The 14,912-nt window shown below is 50.4% G+C and carries 14 protein-coding genes and 1 other RNA gene; 5 read left to right on the top strand and 10 right to left on the bottom strand.

Annotated features, from left to right (window positions below; genetic code table 11):
• The first annotated feature begins 34 nt into the window (after positions 1-34).
• Together glnE and LVJ86_RS10240 are read left to right on the top strand one after the other, a co-directional pair.
• Positions 35-2,731 carry a bifunctional [glutamate--ammonia ligase]-adenylyl-L-tyrosine phosphorylase/[glutamate--ammonia-ligase] adenylyltransferase gene (glnE, locus tag LVJ86_RS10235; protein ID WP_047761008.1) on the top strand — a complete coding sequence of 899 codons (2,697 nt, stop codon included), beginning with the start codon at positions 35-37 and terminating at the stop codon, positions 2,729-2,731.
• Between the two features lie 259 nt (positions 2,732-2,990).
• Entirely contained in the window at positions 2,991-3,962 is a 972-nt protein-coding gene (locus LVJ86_RS10240) for a TerC family protein (RefSeq protein ID WP_047761009.1), read from the top strand.
• Between the two features lie 80 nt (positions 3,963-4,042).
• Here LVJ86_RS10240 and LVJ86_RS10245 read toward each other — a convergent pair whose 3' ends face one another.
• From LVJ86_RS10245 to LVJ86_RS10260, 4 genes are all read right to left on the bottom strand, one after another.
• Positions 4,043-4,726, bottom strand: coding sequence for a 2,3-diphosphoglycerate-dependent phosphoglycerate mutase (locus tag LVJ86_RS10245; RefSeq protein ID WP_047761010.1), 684 nt, complete (start codon positions 4,724-4,726; stop codon positions 4,043-4,045).
• A gap of 198 nt (positions 4,727-4,924) precedes the next feature.
• An RNA gene (gene rnpB, locus LVJ86_RS10250) (RNase P RNA component class A) lies at positions 4,925-5,286 on the bottom strand.
• Positions 5,287-5,330: 44 nt separating this feature from the next.
• On the bottom strand, positions 5,331-5,657 hold the full coding sequence (locus LVJ86_RS10255; RefSeq protein WP_047761011.1) for a hypothetical protein: 327 nt from the start codon (positions 5,655-5,657) through the stop codon (positions 5,331-5,333).
• A 45-nt stretch (positions 5,658-5,702) separates the two neighbouring features.
• Entirely contained in the window at positions 5,703-6,131 is a 429-nt protein-coding gene (locus tag LVJ86_RS10260) for a surface-adhesin E family protein (protein WP_047761012.1), read from the bottom strand.
• 70 nt (positions 6,132-6,201) lie between these two features.
• Between LVJ86_RS10260 and recQ the strand changes: the two genes are divergently transcribed.
• Complete coding sequence (gene recQ / locus LVJ86_RS10265) at positions 6,202-8,514, top strand: DNA helicase RecQ (RefSeq protein WP_047761013.1); 2,313 nt, start codon at positions 6,202-6,204, stop codon at positions 8,512-8,514.
• 86 nt (positions 8,515-8,600) lie between these two features.
• Here recQ and LVJ86_RS10270 read toward each other — a convergent pair whose 3' ends face one another.
• The 5 genes from LVJ86_RS10270 to LVJ86_RS10290 all read right to left on the bottom strand — a co-directional run bounded on the left by LVJ86_RS10270 (position 8,601) and on the right by LVJ86_RS10290 (position 11,350).
• Positions 8,601-9,230, bottom strand: coding sequence for a site-2 protease family protein (locus LVJ86_RS10270; protein WP_047761014.1), 630 nt, complete (start codon positions 9,228-9,230; stop codon positions 8,601-8,603).
• 84 nt (positions 9,231-9,314) lie between these two features.
• A complete protein-coding gene (locus tag LVJ86_RS10275; protein ID WP_047761015.1) occupies positions 9,315-9,935 on the bottom strand; it encodes an L-threonylcarbamoyladenylate synthase in 621 nt (206 codons plus the stop codon).
• A 180-nt stretch (positions 9,936-10,115) separates the two neighbouring features.
• The gene (locus tag LVJ86_RS10280) at positions 10,116-10,952 is read right to left on the bottom strand and encodes a PHP domain-containing protein (protein WP_047761016.1); all 837 of its coding nucleotides are present in this window, start codon (positions 10,950-10,952) and stop codon (positions 10,116-10,118) included.
• The gene (locus LVJ86_RS10285) at positions 10,945-11,133 is read right to left on the bottom strand and encodes a hypothetical protein (protein WP_047761017.1); all 189 of its coding nucleotides are present in this window, start codon (positions 11,131-11,133) and stop codon (positions 10,945-10,947) included. Before LVJ86_RS10285 ends, LVJ86_RS10280 begins: the two co-directional genes overlap by 8 nt.
• Positions 11,117-11,350 (bottom strand): RNA-binding S4 domain-containing protein, encoded by a 234-nt coding sequence (locus tag LVJ86_RS10290; RefSeq protein ID WP_047761018.1) that lies wholly within the window; start codon positions 11,348-11,350, stop codon positions 11,117-11,119. The genes LVJ86_RS10285 and LVJ86_RS10290 overlap by 17 nt, the downstream gene beginning before the upstream one ends.
• A 290-nt stretch (positions 11,351-11,640) precedes the next feature.
• Between LVJ86_RS10290 and LVJ86_RS10295 the strand changes: the two genes are divergently transcribed.
• A complete protein-coding gene (locus LVJ86_RS10295) occupies positions 11,641-12,408 on the top strand; it encodes a ParA family protein (RefSeq protein WP_047761020.1) in 768 nt (255 codons plus the stop codon).
• A 297-nt stretch (positions 12,409-12,705) separates the two neighbouring features.
• Positions 12,706-13,377 (top strand): glutathione S-transferase family protein, encoded by a 672-nt coding sequence (locus tag LVJ86_RS10300; RefSeq protein ID WP_047761021.1) that lies wholly within the window; start codon positions 12,706-12,708, stop codon positions 13,375-13,377.
• 203 nt (positions 13,378-13,580) lie between these two features.
• On the opposite strand, the gene phoR is transcribed toward LVJ86_RS10300, so the two are convergent.
• Positions 13,581-14,912, bottom strand: coding sequence for a phosphate regulon sensor histidine kinase PhoR (phoR, locus tag LVJ86_RS10305; RefSeq protein WP_053008334.1), 1,332 nt, complete (start codon positions 14,910-14,912; stop codon positions 13,581-13,583).

Raw genomic sequence — 14,912 nt, forward strand, 5'->3', positions numbered from 1 at the left:
ATTTTATTGTCTACAAACGTAAAGCCCCTCCGCCATGACAGCCACCGAATCCGCCCGCCGATATTCACAATATCTTGCCCGCCACCTCGATAACGGCAATCTCCAACCCGAAATACTCTCCCCCTGGCTCGACAAAGTACTCAGCCTTGAAGACTTTCAAAATTTCACCGATTGGCAGGCCTTAAAAGAGGCGGAAAACGAAGCAGAAATCGCCGCACAACTCCGAATCCTGCGGCGTTATGTGATGGCCCAGATTATCACCCGCGACCTCAACCGCAACAGCGATTTGGCAGAAGTTACCCGAACCATCACCCTCTTTGCCGACTTCGCCGTCAATACCGTCCTCGACTACGCTTATGCTTATTATCAAAGCATGTACGGTACGCCGATAGGCCGGCACAGCGGACAACCCCAATATCTCAGCGTGGTAGCGATGGGCAAGGCGGGGGGATACGAATTAAATGTTTCTTCCGACATTGATTTGATTTTCATCTACCCCGAATCCGGCGATACCGACGGCAAACGTGAACGGAGCAATCAGGAATTCTTCACCAAAGTCGGCCAAAAGCTGATTTCTCTGCTCAACGACATTACCGGCGACGGCCAAGTTTTCCGCGTTGATATGCGTCTGCGTCCTGACGGCGACTCCGGGGCATTGGTTCTCAACGAAACTGCCCTCGAACAATATTTGATTACCCAAGGGCGCGAATGGGAACGCTATGCTTGGTGCAAAGGCCGTATCGTCACCCCCTATCCCAACGATATCAATGCGTTGGTACGTCCGTTTGTTTTCCGAAAATATCTCGACTTCAACGCCTACGAAGCCATGCGCGGGCTGCACAAGCAAATCCGCCAAGAAGTGAACCGCAAAGGCATGGCCGATAATGTCAAACTCGGAGCGGGCGGCATACGCGAAGTCGAATTTATCGCCCAAATTTTCCAACTTATCCGCGGCGGACAAGTACGCGCCCTGCAACTGAAAGGCACACAGGAAACCCTGCTCAAACTGCAAGAATTGGAAATGCTTGATGCCGAAACCGTCCAAACCTTACTCTCAGCCTACCGCTTCCTGCGCGATGTAGAACACCGCCTGCAATATTGGGACGACCAACAAACCCAAATGCTGCCCGACAACCCCGAACAGCAGCAATTGCTCGCCGAAAGCATGGGCTTTGCCGACTATGCCGCTTTTTCAGACGGCCTCAACACCCACCGCAGCCGCGTTAACGCCATATTCAACCAAATCCTCGCCGACCCTGCCGAACAAAGCCATACACTAGACGACTGCTGGCATTGCATTTGGCAGGAAAACCCTGATCCAGAGGAACGCTTCAACCAACTGTCCGCCCACGGCTTCGAAGCCGGCTTGATTGCCAAACGGCTCGACCAAATCCGCTCCGGCCACAAATACCGTCAGCTATCGAGCACCGCACAGCCGCGCTTCGATACGATTATCCCGCTATTGGTACAAGCCTCAGCCGCACAAGCTAACCCGACCGATACCCTGTTGCGTCTGCTCGATTTTCTCGAAAACATCAGCCGCCGCTCGTCGTATCTCGCTCTTTTACACGAACATCCGCAGGCATTAAACCAATTGGCCGCCCTAATGAGCCAAAGTTCATGGGTTGCTTCTTACCTGATGCGCCATCCGATTCTGCTCGACGAATTACTCAGCGCCCAACTGATGGACACCGTTTACGATTGGCCCAAACTTGCCGCCGAACTTTCAGACGGCCTGCACAACGCCGCCGGCGACACCGAAGCCCAAATGGACGTTTTGCGCCATTTCCAACATACCCAAGTTTTCCGCCTCGCCGTACAAGACCTGGCCGGTCTGTGGACGGTAGAAGCATTGTCCGACCAACTCTCCGCACTGGCCGATACCATTTTGGCTGCTGCCATACCCTGCGTATGGGCAGACACACCCAAAACCCACACCGACACACCCAACATCGGCATCATCGGCTACGGCAAACTCGGCGGAAAAGAGCTTGGCTATACCTCCGATCTCGATTTGGTTTATGTGTATGACGACCCACACCCCGACGCCCCCGATATTTACGGACGCTTCGCCCGGCGCCTCACCAACTGGCTATCCGCCGCCACCGGCGCAGGCTCGCTCTACGATGTTGATTTGCGTCTGCGCCCCAACGGCGACTCGGGCTTTCTTGCCTGCACTGTCGCCGCTTTTGAAAAATACCAACGCGAAAGCGCGTGGACATGGGAGCACCAATCACTTACCCGTGCCCGCTTTATCTGTGGCAAAGCCGAAATCGGCCAAGCATTCGATGCCTTGCGTCAAGAAATCCTTACCCGTCCGCGCAATCGCAGCGAACTGGCTGCCGAAATCATTGAGATGCGCGAAAAAATGTTCGCCACTCATCCGCCGCAAGAGTACAACGTCAAATACGCCCGCGGCGGTGTGGTTGATGTCGAGTTTATCGTGCAATACCTGATTCTCGCCTATTCGGGCGAACACCCTCTGCTGCTCGACAACTACGGTAACATCGCCCTGCTCAATATCGCCGCCGATGCCGGATTAATCAGCCACACACTGGCCGAACAAGCCCGTACCGCCTACCGTTTTTACCGCCAACAGCAGCACAACACCAAACTGCGCGATGCGGAAAAAGTAGAAGTTACCGAAGAAGTGCAAGCCTATTACCAAAGCGTACGCGACTTATGGCAGCAGGTATTCGGCGAAGAAGTGAGGTTTGAAAAGGCCCGATAACCCCCTTACTTAAAAATAATATGCCTATGCCGTCTGAAAATTTTCAAACGGCATAGGCATATTGTTGGATATTCCATCTACAACCTTCCTATTATGCCAAACGCAAATAAAATGCCACGATTGCCGCCGCATCTAAACAAATTTTTTACAATTTCCAACCCAACCTACTAATTTTAAAATAGAATCCTCCCACCCGTTACCATACGGATATGCTACAATCCTGCACATCTATTTTTTATTAAAATGCAGAAAGACACACATGGTTTCAGAAGCCTCGGTCGGATCGCCGTTATTTTACGGCGTCTTTTTTATTGCTGTTTTGGTGATGATCGGCATCGACATGCTGACATTGAAAAAAAGCGGCGCCCACAAAGTCAGCCCTAAAGAAGCACTGGTATGGTCGGTAGTTTGGATAGCGGTTTCGATGGCTTTCGCCGGCTGGCTGTATTGGGAACTCGGCCACAACCAGGATTACGGCCATGCCGTTGCCTCGGCCAAAGTAATGGAATTTTTAACCGGTTATATTCTGGAAAAATCCTTAGCGGTGGACAATCTTTTTGTTTTCCTGATGATATTCAGCTACTTCAAAGTACCACCGCAATACCAGCACCGCGTGCTGCTTTACGGCGTGTTGGGTGCGATTATTCTGCGTGCGATTATGGTATTTGTGGGTGCCGCACTGGTACGTGAATTCGAATGGGTTCTGTATCTATTTGGCGCATTCCTGCTCTATACCGGTATCAAGATGATTAAACACGATGACGAGGAAGAACAAGATCTGTCTGACAACCGCATCTTAAAATGGCTGACCAAACACATCCGTGTGAGCAAAGAATTGGACGGTGAGAAATTCTTTACCGTTGAGAACGGCAAGCGCATTGCCACGCCCTTGTTTTTGGTTTTAATCATGGTGGAAATCAGCGATGTTGTGTTTGCAGTCGACAGCATTCCCGCTATTTTCGCCGTTACCAAAGATCCGTTTATCGTACTAACCTCCAATATTTTTGCCATTTTGGGTTTGCGCGCCATGTATTTCTTGCTGGCCGATATCGCCGACCGCTTCATCTTCTTAAAATACGGTTTGGCTTTCGTGCTCAGCTTTATCGGTATCAAAATGCTGATTATCAAATGGGTACACGTCCCGGTGGGTATTTCGTTGTCAGTCGTATTCGGCGCTCTGGGAGCATCCATCCTCACTTCGCTGGTGTATAACCGCAAAACCAAAGGATAATCCTTAATATAAAGAAAATGCCGTCTGAAAATTTTCAGACGGCATTTTTATATTATGCGGTACAAAGTATACGCTTATTTTTACAAATAAAACTTCTCAATCACTTTCAGATTTTCATCCAACTTATATACCAACGGTTGGCCGGTCGGAATTTCCAAAGCCATAATGTCTTCGTCTGAAATGCCTTCAATATGTTTGGCCAAAGCACGCAAGCTGTTACCGTGCGCCGCCACCAATACACGCTTGCCGCTGATGATGGCGGGAGCGATTTGGTCTTCCCAAAACGGCAGCACGCGATCCAAAGTGACTTTCAAGTTTTCACCGTCGGGTACTACATCGCTGGGCAGGTGTTCGTAACGGCGGTCGTTATGGGCAGAAAATTCATCGGCCGGATCCAAAAGCGGCGGTAACGTATCGTAGCTCCGACGCCAAATATGTACTTGCTCGTCACCGTATTTTTCTGCCGTCTGCTTTTTATCCAAACCTTGCAGTTGGCCGTAGTGGCGCTCGTTCAAACGCCAAGTTTTGATTTGCGGCACCCACAGCTGGTCGCTTTCTTCCAAAACGATATTACAGGTTTTAATAGCGCGGGTCAGTACGGAGGTGAAAGCAATATCAAACAGATAACCTTTTTCTTTCAGCTTGCGGCCGGCGGCAGCGGCTTCGGCCAAACCTTGTTCGCTCAATTTTACATCACGCCAGCCGGTGAAAAGGTTTTTAGCGTTCCATTCGCTTTGGCCGTGGCGGATAAATACTAGTTCCATGCAATTGCTCCGGGGTTGGGTTAGAGGGATTGTCATGCGCTTTATATCATAAAATAGCGCATTTGTTGACTGTACAGCAGGCATATCTTGATATGAAACAATCATATCCCTTGCCGCCAACCGTATGATGCCGCAGATACCAATAGGAAAAAGCCGCCCGCATCATAATATTGTACGGACGGCTTTGAATTAAGGCGGCATATGGGCTAAACGATAAGCCGGGTTCTGTCGCGGACAGTCATTCCTCTAGGCGTACCATTGCTGATACGCTCCAGCAACCTACCCGAACACTCGGCGAGCAGCGTCATCGTGTTCTGTTTGGTCTTGCTCCGAATGGGGTTTAGCCTGCTGCGCCTTGTTACCAAGTGCACGGTGCGCTCTTACCGCACCTTTTCACCCTTACCTGTGCTGCCTAAAAGCAGCCATCGGCGGTATTGCTTTCTGTTCCACTTTCCGTCGCGTTACCGCGCCCGGCCGTTAGCCGGCATTCTGCTCTGCGGAGCCCGGACTTTCCTCCCCGCACGCTTTACGCAATGCGCGGCGACTGTCTGTTTTGCCCATATGCGCGAGGATTATAACACGGGCAAATGTTACAACGCTTTTTTTATTGGGCAGTACCGCTTGCACGGGCGGCTGCCCATGCGGCATTCAAACGCGCGCCGGCTTCCTGAAGCGCATTGTCATTTTGTGCTTTGGCTGCCGTAGCTGCCTGCAGCTCACCTTCCAAACGCGTGATTTCGGCTTGGGTTTGCTGCAAACGTGCCTGTGCCGCAGCCAGATCGCGTTGCAATGAAACGATTTTGCCGCCGTTACTGTTTTGCGCGCTCAAGGCTTGGCGAAAAGCCGCTTGCGCACCCAACAAATCATTGGCCGCATCCGCCCAAGCTGGCAAACTGACCGCTAAAAGAGTGATACACAGCAATTTTTTCATGGTGTGCTCCTATAGTTTAAAAAATCTTACCAACCGCAACTGCCGTCAGCGGCATACGGTTTCGTATTGTTTTTCGGTAATCGAACCGTCCATCACCGACATCGGGCGCAAGTCGGTGGCTGTATAGCGCTGGTTCATCAATACTTGGCCGCGCTCATCCAATAATTGCAGGGCGGTGAGACGGTAAGTTTTGTTTCGGCAGTTGATTTCCCACTCGCCTACCGCCGTTTTATAGCGCGGCGTATTCACATAACGCTCTTCCGACGGCTTCAATACGGTTTTCTTATCACGGAAAGTCGCCAAATTTCCGCTGCGGCGGACGCTGGCAGTATCTATGCTGGCCTGGATATTACCGTTACTGGTAACCCCGATTTCCTTCCAACTGCCCGACACATTCGGTCCGGTAGAGGCACAAGAAGCAAGCAAAACGGCCAGCAGCGGCGCAACCGCGGGGCTAAGGATACGGATATTCATGGCTTTCCTTTCAGACGGCCTTTAAAAAAGATAAAATGTCAGCTTTGTATCATATAACGGATTTCGCTTTATGACCAACCCGCCCGCCGCACGGCAGATTTTGCACGATGTATTCGGCTACCCCGAATTTCGGGGCAAGCAGGAGCAAATCGTCAACACGCTGGCCCGCGGCGAAAGCCTGTTGGTATTGATGCCTACGGGCGGCGGCAAAAGCCTGTGCTACCAGATTCCGGCCTTGATGCGCGAAGGAGTGGCGGTAGTGGTATCGCCGCTGATTGCATTAATGAACGACCAAGTAGCCGCCCTGCATGCGGCGGGCGTCGCTGCCGCCAGCGTGCATAGCGGAACTTCGAGCGAGGAAGTGCGCCGTATTGCCGAAGAGATTGCAGCAGGCCGTCTGAAACTGTTGTATGTTGCGCCCGAACGCTTGGTGAGCGAGCGTTTTTTACGTTTTCTCGATTACAACACCATCAGCCTGTTTGCCATCGACGAGGCACATTGCGTGAGCCAATGGGGACATGATTTCCGCCCCGAATACCAGCAGCTCGGTATCTTGGCCGACCGTTATCCCGACATTCCGCGCATCGCCCTCACCGCGACGGCCGACGCCGAAACCCGCGCCGATATCAAACACTATCTCAAACTGGAAAACAGCCCCGAATTTATCGCCAGTTTCGACCGCCCCAACATCTACTACCAAGTCATTGAGAAAAACAACGGCAAACGCCAGTTGCTCGAATTTATCCGCAAACAGGCGGCAGGGCAAAGCGGTATCGTATATTGCCTGAGCCGCAAAAAGGTAGATGACATCACCGGTTTTTTATGTGAAAACGGCCTCGACGCCATCGCTTACCATGCCGGTATGAGTATGGAAATGCGCGAAGCCCACCAACGCCGATTTACTCACGAAGACGGTGTCATCGTGGTGGCTACCGTGGCCTTCGGTATGGGTATCGACAAGCCGGATGTCCGCTTTGTCGCCCACCTTGATATGCCGCAAAGTATCGAGCATTTTTATCAGGAGTCCGGCCGCGCCGGGCGCGACGGCCTGCCGGCTGTCAGCTGGTTATGCTACGGTCTTAACGACTGGGTAATTCTGCGCGAACGCATCCAGCAGGGCAACGGTAGCGATATACAAAAACAAATCGAGCAGCAAAAACTCGATGCTATGTTGGGTGTATGTGAAACCGCTGACTGCCGCCGCACGGCGTTACTGCAACATTTCGGTGAAACTACCCAAGCCTGCGGGCATTGCGACAACTGCCTCCACCCGCCTGTACGCTTTGACGGCACAGTATTGGTGCAAAAACTACTCAGCTGTGTATACCGTGTAGGACAGAACTTTGCAGCAGGCTACGTTATCAATGTATTACGCAGCAAAACAGATGATTGGATCAAAAGCAACGGCCACGACAAACTCTCTACCTTCGGCATCGGCGACACGCTGTCCGACAAAGAATGGCGCGGCGTAGTTCGGCAATGTATCGGCTTGGGCTTGCTCAACGTCAATGTGATGCAACATCAAGCCTTGCAGCTCACCGAAGCCGCCAAGGCCGTACTCAAAGGCAGCACACCCGTTTGGCTGCGCCCGCTCAAACGCGACAAGACCGCCATCGAAAAACCGAAAGACGAATGGCTGCGTACCGAACGCGAAGAACGCATTTGGCAAGCCTTACGCCAATGGCGAATCGGCAAAGCCAAAGCCGAAGAAGTACCCGCTTATGTAATTTGCGGCGACAAAACCCTACGCGACATCGTTGAAAAAATGCCGCAAACCGTGGCCGAGCTACATGATATTTACGGACTGGGCGAAGCGAAAATCCAAAAATTCGGTTTAGAAATCCTCGAGATTTGCTCCTTAACACATCACATGCCGTCTGAAAACGTACCACCCGTATCCGATACACTCGAAGACAACCGAAGTCGTGCCCTTCGTACCTCCCTGCTGGAATGGCGCACCCGTCAGGCGCAAACAGAAGGCTGCGCCCCGAGTAAAATCTGTGCCGACGAAAGCATTGAAGACATGCTTAATTACACGCCCGCCAATACCCTCGACCTACAAGGCATTTACGGCTTGGGCGAAGTACGCGCCGGGAAATACGGTACGGATATTTTAGCCGTTTGCGCTCCTTTTTCAGACGGCCTTTCCGAAGAGGCTGCACGGCGACGCCGGCTGATGCGCTCCCTGCTGCAATGGTGTTCGGAAACAGCAGCAACAGAAGGCATAGAAGAATATCAGGTATTCAGCAAAATCACTTTGCGCGCAATCGCCGCCAAACAACCGCAAACCTTAGCCGAATTGCAAGCCGTACACGGAGTGGATGAAACGAAAGCTGTCCGATACGGAATGGAAGTTTTACAAATTTGCAAGCGCAAAGAGTAAAATAGTAGCACTCCAAATACACAGGCCGTCTGAAACTATTTTCAGACGGCCTGTGTGCTTTGAACCCTATCGGGCAAAGCAATATCTTATCTTACCAAGCTCAGCACCAGCGATACCAAAGGATGCATAATCGCACCAAGTACGCCGGTAAACATCATAATGACCAAAATCCACATACCGTAAGGTTCGATTTTTTGAAAAGCCATCGAAGCCTTAGGCGGCAGGAAAGTATCGACAAAACGCCCGCCGTCCAAAGGCAGAATCGGCAGCATATTCAATACGAACAACAAGGCATTGATGGTAACGCCGAAATTGGCCATCTGAGTCAAAGGATACTGGAAACTGGCCGGCACCCAAGGTGCCAACATCATCACGAATGCCCAACCAAACATCATCACCAGATTGGAGAGCGGACCCGCAATCGCCACCATCCGCATACCGATACGGACATTGCGTAAATTTCTCGAAACCACAGGCACGGGTTTGGCCCAGCCGAACATAAAGCCGGTAGTAAAAAACAGCAAGGCAGGCACAACCACTGTACCAATCGGATCAATATGTGCCAACGGGTTCAGCGTCAGCCGACCCAATTGCTCGGCCGTACGGTCGCCGTAATAACGCGCGGCGTAACCGTGTGCGGCTTCGTGTACGGTTATCGCCAGCAATACCGGCAACACCGCCAATAAAAAGATACCTAAATCAAAATTACCACCCATGCGGGATTTCCTTTCTTATTTTCAGACGGCCTGCCATATACAAGGCCGTCTGAAATATATTTCCACCAACAAAAACCAGTGTGCCTACAAACCGAATAAAGCCTTATCGCCCTTGCCCTCGCGCACCAGCTCCACACCGTCGGTCATATCGATTACGGTTGTCGGATCAGTACCGCACCAGCCACCGTCTATCACCAAATCAACGCTGTGTTCGAGACGGTCGCGGATTTCGTATGGATCAGACAACGGCTCGGCATCTTCGGGCAGCATCAAGGTACAACTCAACATCGGTTCACCCAATTCCTGCAACAATGCCAAAGCGATTTTATTGTCGGGCACGCGCAATCCGATGGTTTTGCGTTTGGGGTGCAGCGTGCGGTTAGGCACTTCTTTGGTCGCCTGCATAATAAAGGTATAGCTACCGGGAGTAGCCGCTTTCAGCTGGCGGAATTGGCTGTTATCGACTTTGGCATAAGTACCGAGTTCGCTCAAATCGGCGCACATCAAAGTGAGATGATGTTTTTGATCGATTTTGCGGATATTTAAAATACGTTCCATCGCATCTTTATCGCCAAGCTGGCAGCCCAACGCATAGCAAGAGTCGGTCGGGTACACCACCACTCCGCCTTGTTTCACGATTTCCGCCGCCTGCTTAATCAGGCGTTCTTGCGGATTATCGGGATGAATGGCAAAAAATTGCGCCATAGTTTATGTTCCTTTATTCAATATTATCTGTTATGGGTATATTTGTAGTGGGATAAGGTTAACCATGCGAAAGCAAAGACATGAATCAGATTGTGTTATTTAAGCACGCTTTCACACCCACACTACTTTTTGCATTAGCAGGCCGTCTGAAAATATCCGACTACGGATGCTTATCATCAATTAGGTATCTCTAAAACATGTCCATACCGGCGTACAATTTTCCGGCAACGGCGGGCAAACGCCCAATACACCGCCGCTGTAATCGCCTTTACGGTGAAAATCGCTGCCTACGCTGGCCATCAAGCCGAAACGTTCAGCCAGCAAAGCATAATTGAGACGGTCATTTTTATCGCAATTGCCGCTATGTATTTCGATACCGTGTCCACCCAATGATTTAAATTCTTCAAATAAATTGCGTTTGGCCGTTGCCGAAAAACCGTAACGCATCGGATGGGCAATCACCGCCAAGCCGCCGGCCGCTTTAATCGCTTCTACGCAATCGGCCAAACTTGCCCATTCGTGCTTTACGCCGGCCGGTTTGCCGTCCCCCAGATAGCGGGTGAACGCCTGCTGCTTGTTACGCACCACGCCTTGTGCAATCAAGAATTCCGCCACATGGGTACGCGATACCATCTCGGGATTGGCCGCCAACGCCAATGCACCGTCATATGCCCCTGTTATGCCTTTTTTTTCAAGCTTTTCGGCAATCTGTTCCAACCGTTTCAAACGGCCTTTACGCACTTCGGCCAAAAGGTGCTGCAATCCGCTATGATTGTCATCAAAATCCAAACCAACGATATGCACGCTACGATGCCGCCAAGTTACCGACACTTCTACGCCGTTGATAAAACGCATACCAAGAGCATTTGCTTGTGCGCGGGCTTCAGCCAAGCCGCCGGTATGGTCGTGATCGGTTAAAGCCAACATAGTACAGCCGTTGGCATGCGCCGAACGTACTACCTCGAACGGGGGCAAAGTGCCATCCGAAATATTAGAATGGCAATGCAAATCAATCATGATCGGCCTCTTTTTCGGCCTGCTGCTCCTTCAAAAGGCGTTGCTGCGCATCGTACTGGGCCTTTTCTTTCCAATAAATGGTTTGGATACACGCATCGCCGCACTCGCTACCGCAACATTCCCAATCCTCGGGACGTATCGGCTCAGGCAACAGGTCTTCCGGTTTAAGCGTCCGTGTCATAGCCGTTTTCCACTTCCAACACCGCTCCGGCAAATTCAATTACTTCGCCACCACGTATTTTGGCTGTTTTTCGGGTTTCCACTTCGCCGTTACGCAACACCTGCCCTTCGGCAATCACAGCCTTGGCCTGCCCACCGCTCTCGGTCAGCCCGGCAAGCTTTAAGAGGTCGCACAAGGCTATATATTCGTGGTCTTCAAGGTATACGGTGGCATGCATGTTTTAAGTTCCGCAAAAATATATTTTAAGTTTCTGCCTGCGGGCGGCGCCCTAAGCAGAGATCGGGATATTGTATTTGTGTGCATTTTACGCGAAAACAAGGGAAGCGGCAGAATTGTGGGAATGTTTTCGAGACAACCTGGTATTCTATCAAGCCGCATCCAGAAGTTGCCGCCCACCCTCAAAACCAAACTTCATCTAACCCAACACAGTCTGCCTGCCGATACCCTTTTCAAACAAATAACGGTACAATTCACGCTGACCAAACGATTGCATGAAGACATAATGATATGAGCGCAAAAATCATCGCCGTTGCCAACCAAAAAGGCGGCGTCGGCAAAACCACTACTGTGGTCAACCTTGCCGCTTCGCTGGCCGATAAAAAACAACGTGTTCTCGTGATCGATCTCGACCCGCAGGGCAATGCCACTACAGGCAGCGGGATCAACAAAGGCAGTCTCGACGCCGGCGTCTATCAAGTGCTGCTTGGTGAAACCGGTGTTAAAGAAGCCGTTGTCAGAAGTGAGGCGGGCGGTTATGACGTATTGGCCGCCAACCGTGCTTTAGCCGGTGCCGAGATAGAATTGGTTCAGGAAATCGCCCGCGAGATGCGTCTGAAAAACGCATTGGCCGATATCAGCGCTGATTATGACTACATCCTCATCGACTGCCCGCCAACGCTAACCTTGCTGACACTTAACGGCTTGGTTGCCGCACAAGGCGTTATCGTGCCGATGGTTTGCGAATACTATGCGCTTGAAGGTATTTCCGACTTAGTCGCTACCGTCCGTAAAATCCGCCAAGCAATCAATCCCCAACTGGATATTCTCGGCATTGTACGTACCCTTTATGACAGCCGCAGCCGCTTGGCGCAGGAGGTAACCGAACAGCTGCAATCGCACTTCGGTAAACAGCTTTTTACCACTACGATTCCGCGAAACGTGCGTTTGGCAGAGGCTCCCAGCCACGGCCTCCCAGCTCTTGCCTATGATGCCAAGGCCAAAGGAACGCTTGCCTATCTCAACCTAGCCGATGAATTATTGGCGCGTACCCGCTAACCAAAAATCCGGAATATCAGGCAAACCAACATTCAGGCCGTCTGAAATCTTCAGACGGCCTGAATATTCCCCGCAACATATTGCAGCCACACTCCATAACCCAACCTGTCGCAAATCCACCTACGATATTTCGGCTTAGCCTGCTATTTTCAAACGCTTTTTATGCAGACTATTGAAAACAACAAAATATAATATTAACCTATCGAATTATTTCAATAAAATAACGGCAGCCAAACAAATAAGCCACAAAGGCCGCTGCTCCGACGTCACATTACGAAAATATAAAATGGGAAAAATATGCTGAAACTCCACGCCTTAGCGCAATCGCGCTCTTTACGTATCGTATGGCTGCTTGAACTCCTCGGTCTCGAATACACCCTTTGCCAACACGCACGCCACCCCGGCACCCTCTTAGCGCCAGATGCGCTTAAAAAAGTACATCCTTTAGGTAAAGCGCCGATTCTGCAAGACGGTGATATGATCTTGGCCGAAAGCGGTGCAATTACCGACTACCTTATCCAAACATACGGCAATGGCCGTTTCATGCCCGAGCGCGACCATCCCGATTATTGGCAATACCAACGTTGGCTGCATTATGCCGAAGCATCATTAATGCCGCTGATGCTGATGTCGCTGGTATTCCGAAAAATCGAAACTGCACCGATGCCTTTTTTAATTAGGCCGGCGGCTAAAAAAATCAACGAGGAGGCGCAGTCTCGCTTTTTGCGCCCGCAAACTACCCAGCATCTACGCCATGTCGAACAAGCTTTAGAAGGAAAAAACTGGCTTATGGGGGACTTTATCAGCGGTGCCGATATCATGATGAGCTACCCTCTTCAGGCCGCAGCTGCCCGCTCCAGCCTCGGTATGTATCCCAACATCCGCAGCTATTTGGCACGCATTGAAGCCAATCCAACCTACCAACAAGCTGTCGGCAAAGCCGGAAAGCCCATTCTGCAACTGGCTTGATCGATATACTGCCAATCTGATACGGCATGGCTCTGCATGAATTAGTGTAAGATATTCGACTTACTACCTGGTTCCGTATCAACATAACAGACACTAAACAAAGATGCCGCCTGTATTTTCAGACGGCATCTTTAATCAATATTTTTGTTTCAAAAATAAATTCATCCGACCCTACTCAAAAATTATTCAAAAAACAAAGCCCGCTAAGCACGAGAGGGAGGAGCGGCTTGCTTAAATATCACTGAAAACTCACTGCCTACACCCACCTCACTAGTAATTTGTAATGCAGTACCATGCTCTGCCAAGGCATGCTTGGTAATCGCCAAGCCTAAGCCTGTTCCCCCACTGGAGCGGCTTCGTCCTTTATCGACCCGATAAAAACGTTCGGTCAAACGGGGCAGATGTTCGGCTGCAATACCAGGGCCGTTATCTTTCACAGAAAAGCGAATCGGCTGCAAGGTAAAAAGGTTCTCCGACGGAACCAGCTCTAAGCTGATTCGTATGTGCCCGCCTTCCGGTGTATAACGTACGGCATTGAATACCAAATTGCTCAGACCGTTATACAAATCGGTATAAATACCGCCTATCCACAAATCAGGGGTAATATCGGTCTCAATAGTATGCTTGCCTGCCGACAGTGTCTTACCGTCCTCTGCCAACAAACCCACCAATGCGGATAAATCGATAGGAGTATGTTCGCCTTTTATGCCCGATTCCAAACGCGATAAAGTCAGCAGATCTGCCAATAGCGTTTGCATTCTGGTACCCTCTTTTTGCATCAAACCGATAAATTGCCGGGCTTGCTCACGGGGCAAATCAGGCATATCCGCCATGGTTTCTAAAAAACCGTTTATTACTGTTAAAGGTGTACGCAATTCATGAGATACGTTGGCGACAAAAGCTGTGCGTGTGGCATTAAGCTGCTCTGCCTCACTGATATCGCGGGTAATAAATAATTCTTCGTCTCCCTCGAATTCGACACGAGATACTAATAAAGTCCGCTCAGTTAACCCGCCGTTTTTCGGCATAGTGATTTTGATATCCGGCATTTCCTGAGGCGTATGCTGTAAATAATCCAAAAATGCGGGGGTACGCACCAAATTTTTCAAGATTCCCCCCCAATCGGAATGAGGGTTAAGATTCAAATGCTGCACGGCAAGCGAATTCATCCAAGTAATTCGCCCTTGTTTGTTAAGAATCAAAATACCGTTGGGAATGGTTTCTACCGCTCGATTAAAACGTTGCAAAGCCGAACCCAACTTTTGTTTGCGTTTTTTACGGCTTTTCGCTTGGCGCAGAAGCGTATTGAAAACTTGCGCCCACATGCCGTTTACTTGGGGAATACTGCTTATTTTTGGAGATGCCAGCCAGCCTACCAATTTGAAAATATAGTAAAACTGCCATATCAGCCACAAAGTTAACCAACAACAACAAAGCAGCAAAAGACCAGCTAGACCTTTTGCTGCATAACCTATCAATGCCAATACGGATAACCAAAACAAACCGTTAGCGATGTGTTTCCAAACAAATCCCAC

Source organism: Neisseria arctica (genome assembly GCF_022870905.1).
GTDB lineage: Bacteria > Pseudomonadota > Gammaproteobacteria > Burkholderiales > Neisseriaceae > Neisseria > Neisseria arctica.

Excerpts from the sequence above, each read along its gene's own strand:
- glnE (WP_047761008.1), top strand. The coding sequence starts at position 35 with ATGACAGCCACCGAATCCGCCCGCCGATATTCACAATATCTTGCCCGC.
- LVJ86_RS10240 (WP_047761009.1), top strand. The coding sequence starts at position 2,991 with ATGGTTTCAGAAGCCTCGGTCGGATCGCCGTTATTTTACGGCGTCTTT.
- LVJ86_RS10245 (WP_047761010.1), bottom strand. The coding sequence starts at position 4,726 with ATGGAACTAGTATTTATCCGCCACGGCCAAAGCGAATGGAACGCTAAA.
- LVJ86_RS10255 (WP_047761011.1), bottom strand. The coding sequence starts at position 5,657 with ATGAAAAAATTGCTGTGTATCACTCTTTTAGCGGTCAGTTTGCCAGCT.
- LVJ86_RS10260 (WP_047761012.1), bottom strand. The coding sequence starts at position 6,131 with ATGAATATCCGTATCCTTAGCCCCGCGGTTGCGCCGCTGCTGGCCGTT.
- recQ (WP_047761013.1), top strand. The coding sequence starts at position 6,202 with ATGACCAACCCGCCCGCCGCACGGCAGATTTTGCACGATGTATTCGGC.
- LVJ86_RS10270 (WP_047761014.1), bottom strand. The coding sequence starts at position 9,230 with ATGGGTGGTAATTTTGATTTAGGTATCTTTTTATTGGCGGTGTTGCCG.
- LVJ86_RS10275 (WP_047761015.1), bottom strand. The coding sequence starts at position 9,935 with ATGGCGCAATTTTTTGCCATTCATCCCGATAATCCGCAAGAACGCCTG.
- LVJ86_RS10280 (WP_047761016.1), bottom strand. The coding sequence starts at position 10,952 with ATGATTGATTTGCATTGCCATTCTAATATTTCGGATGGCACTTTGCCC.
- LVJ86_RS10285 (WP_047761017.1), bottom strand. The coding sequence starts at position 11,133 with ATGACACGGACGCTTAAACCGGAAGACCTGTTGCCTGAGCCGATACGT.
- LVJ86_RS10290 (WP_047761018.1), bottom strand. The coding sequence starts at position 11,350 with ATGCATGCCACCGTATACCTTGAAGACCACGAATATATAGCCTTGTGC.
- LVJ86_RS10295 (WP_047761020.1), top strand. The coding sequence starts at position 11,641 with ATGAGCGCAAAAATCATCGCCGTTGCCAACCAAAAAGGCGGCGTCGGC.
- LVJ86_RS10300 (WP_047761021.1), top strand. The coding sequence starts at position 12,706 with ATGCTGAAACTCCACGCCTTAGCGCAATCGCGCTCTTTACGTATCGTA.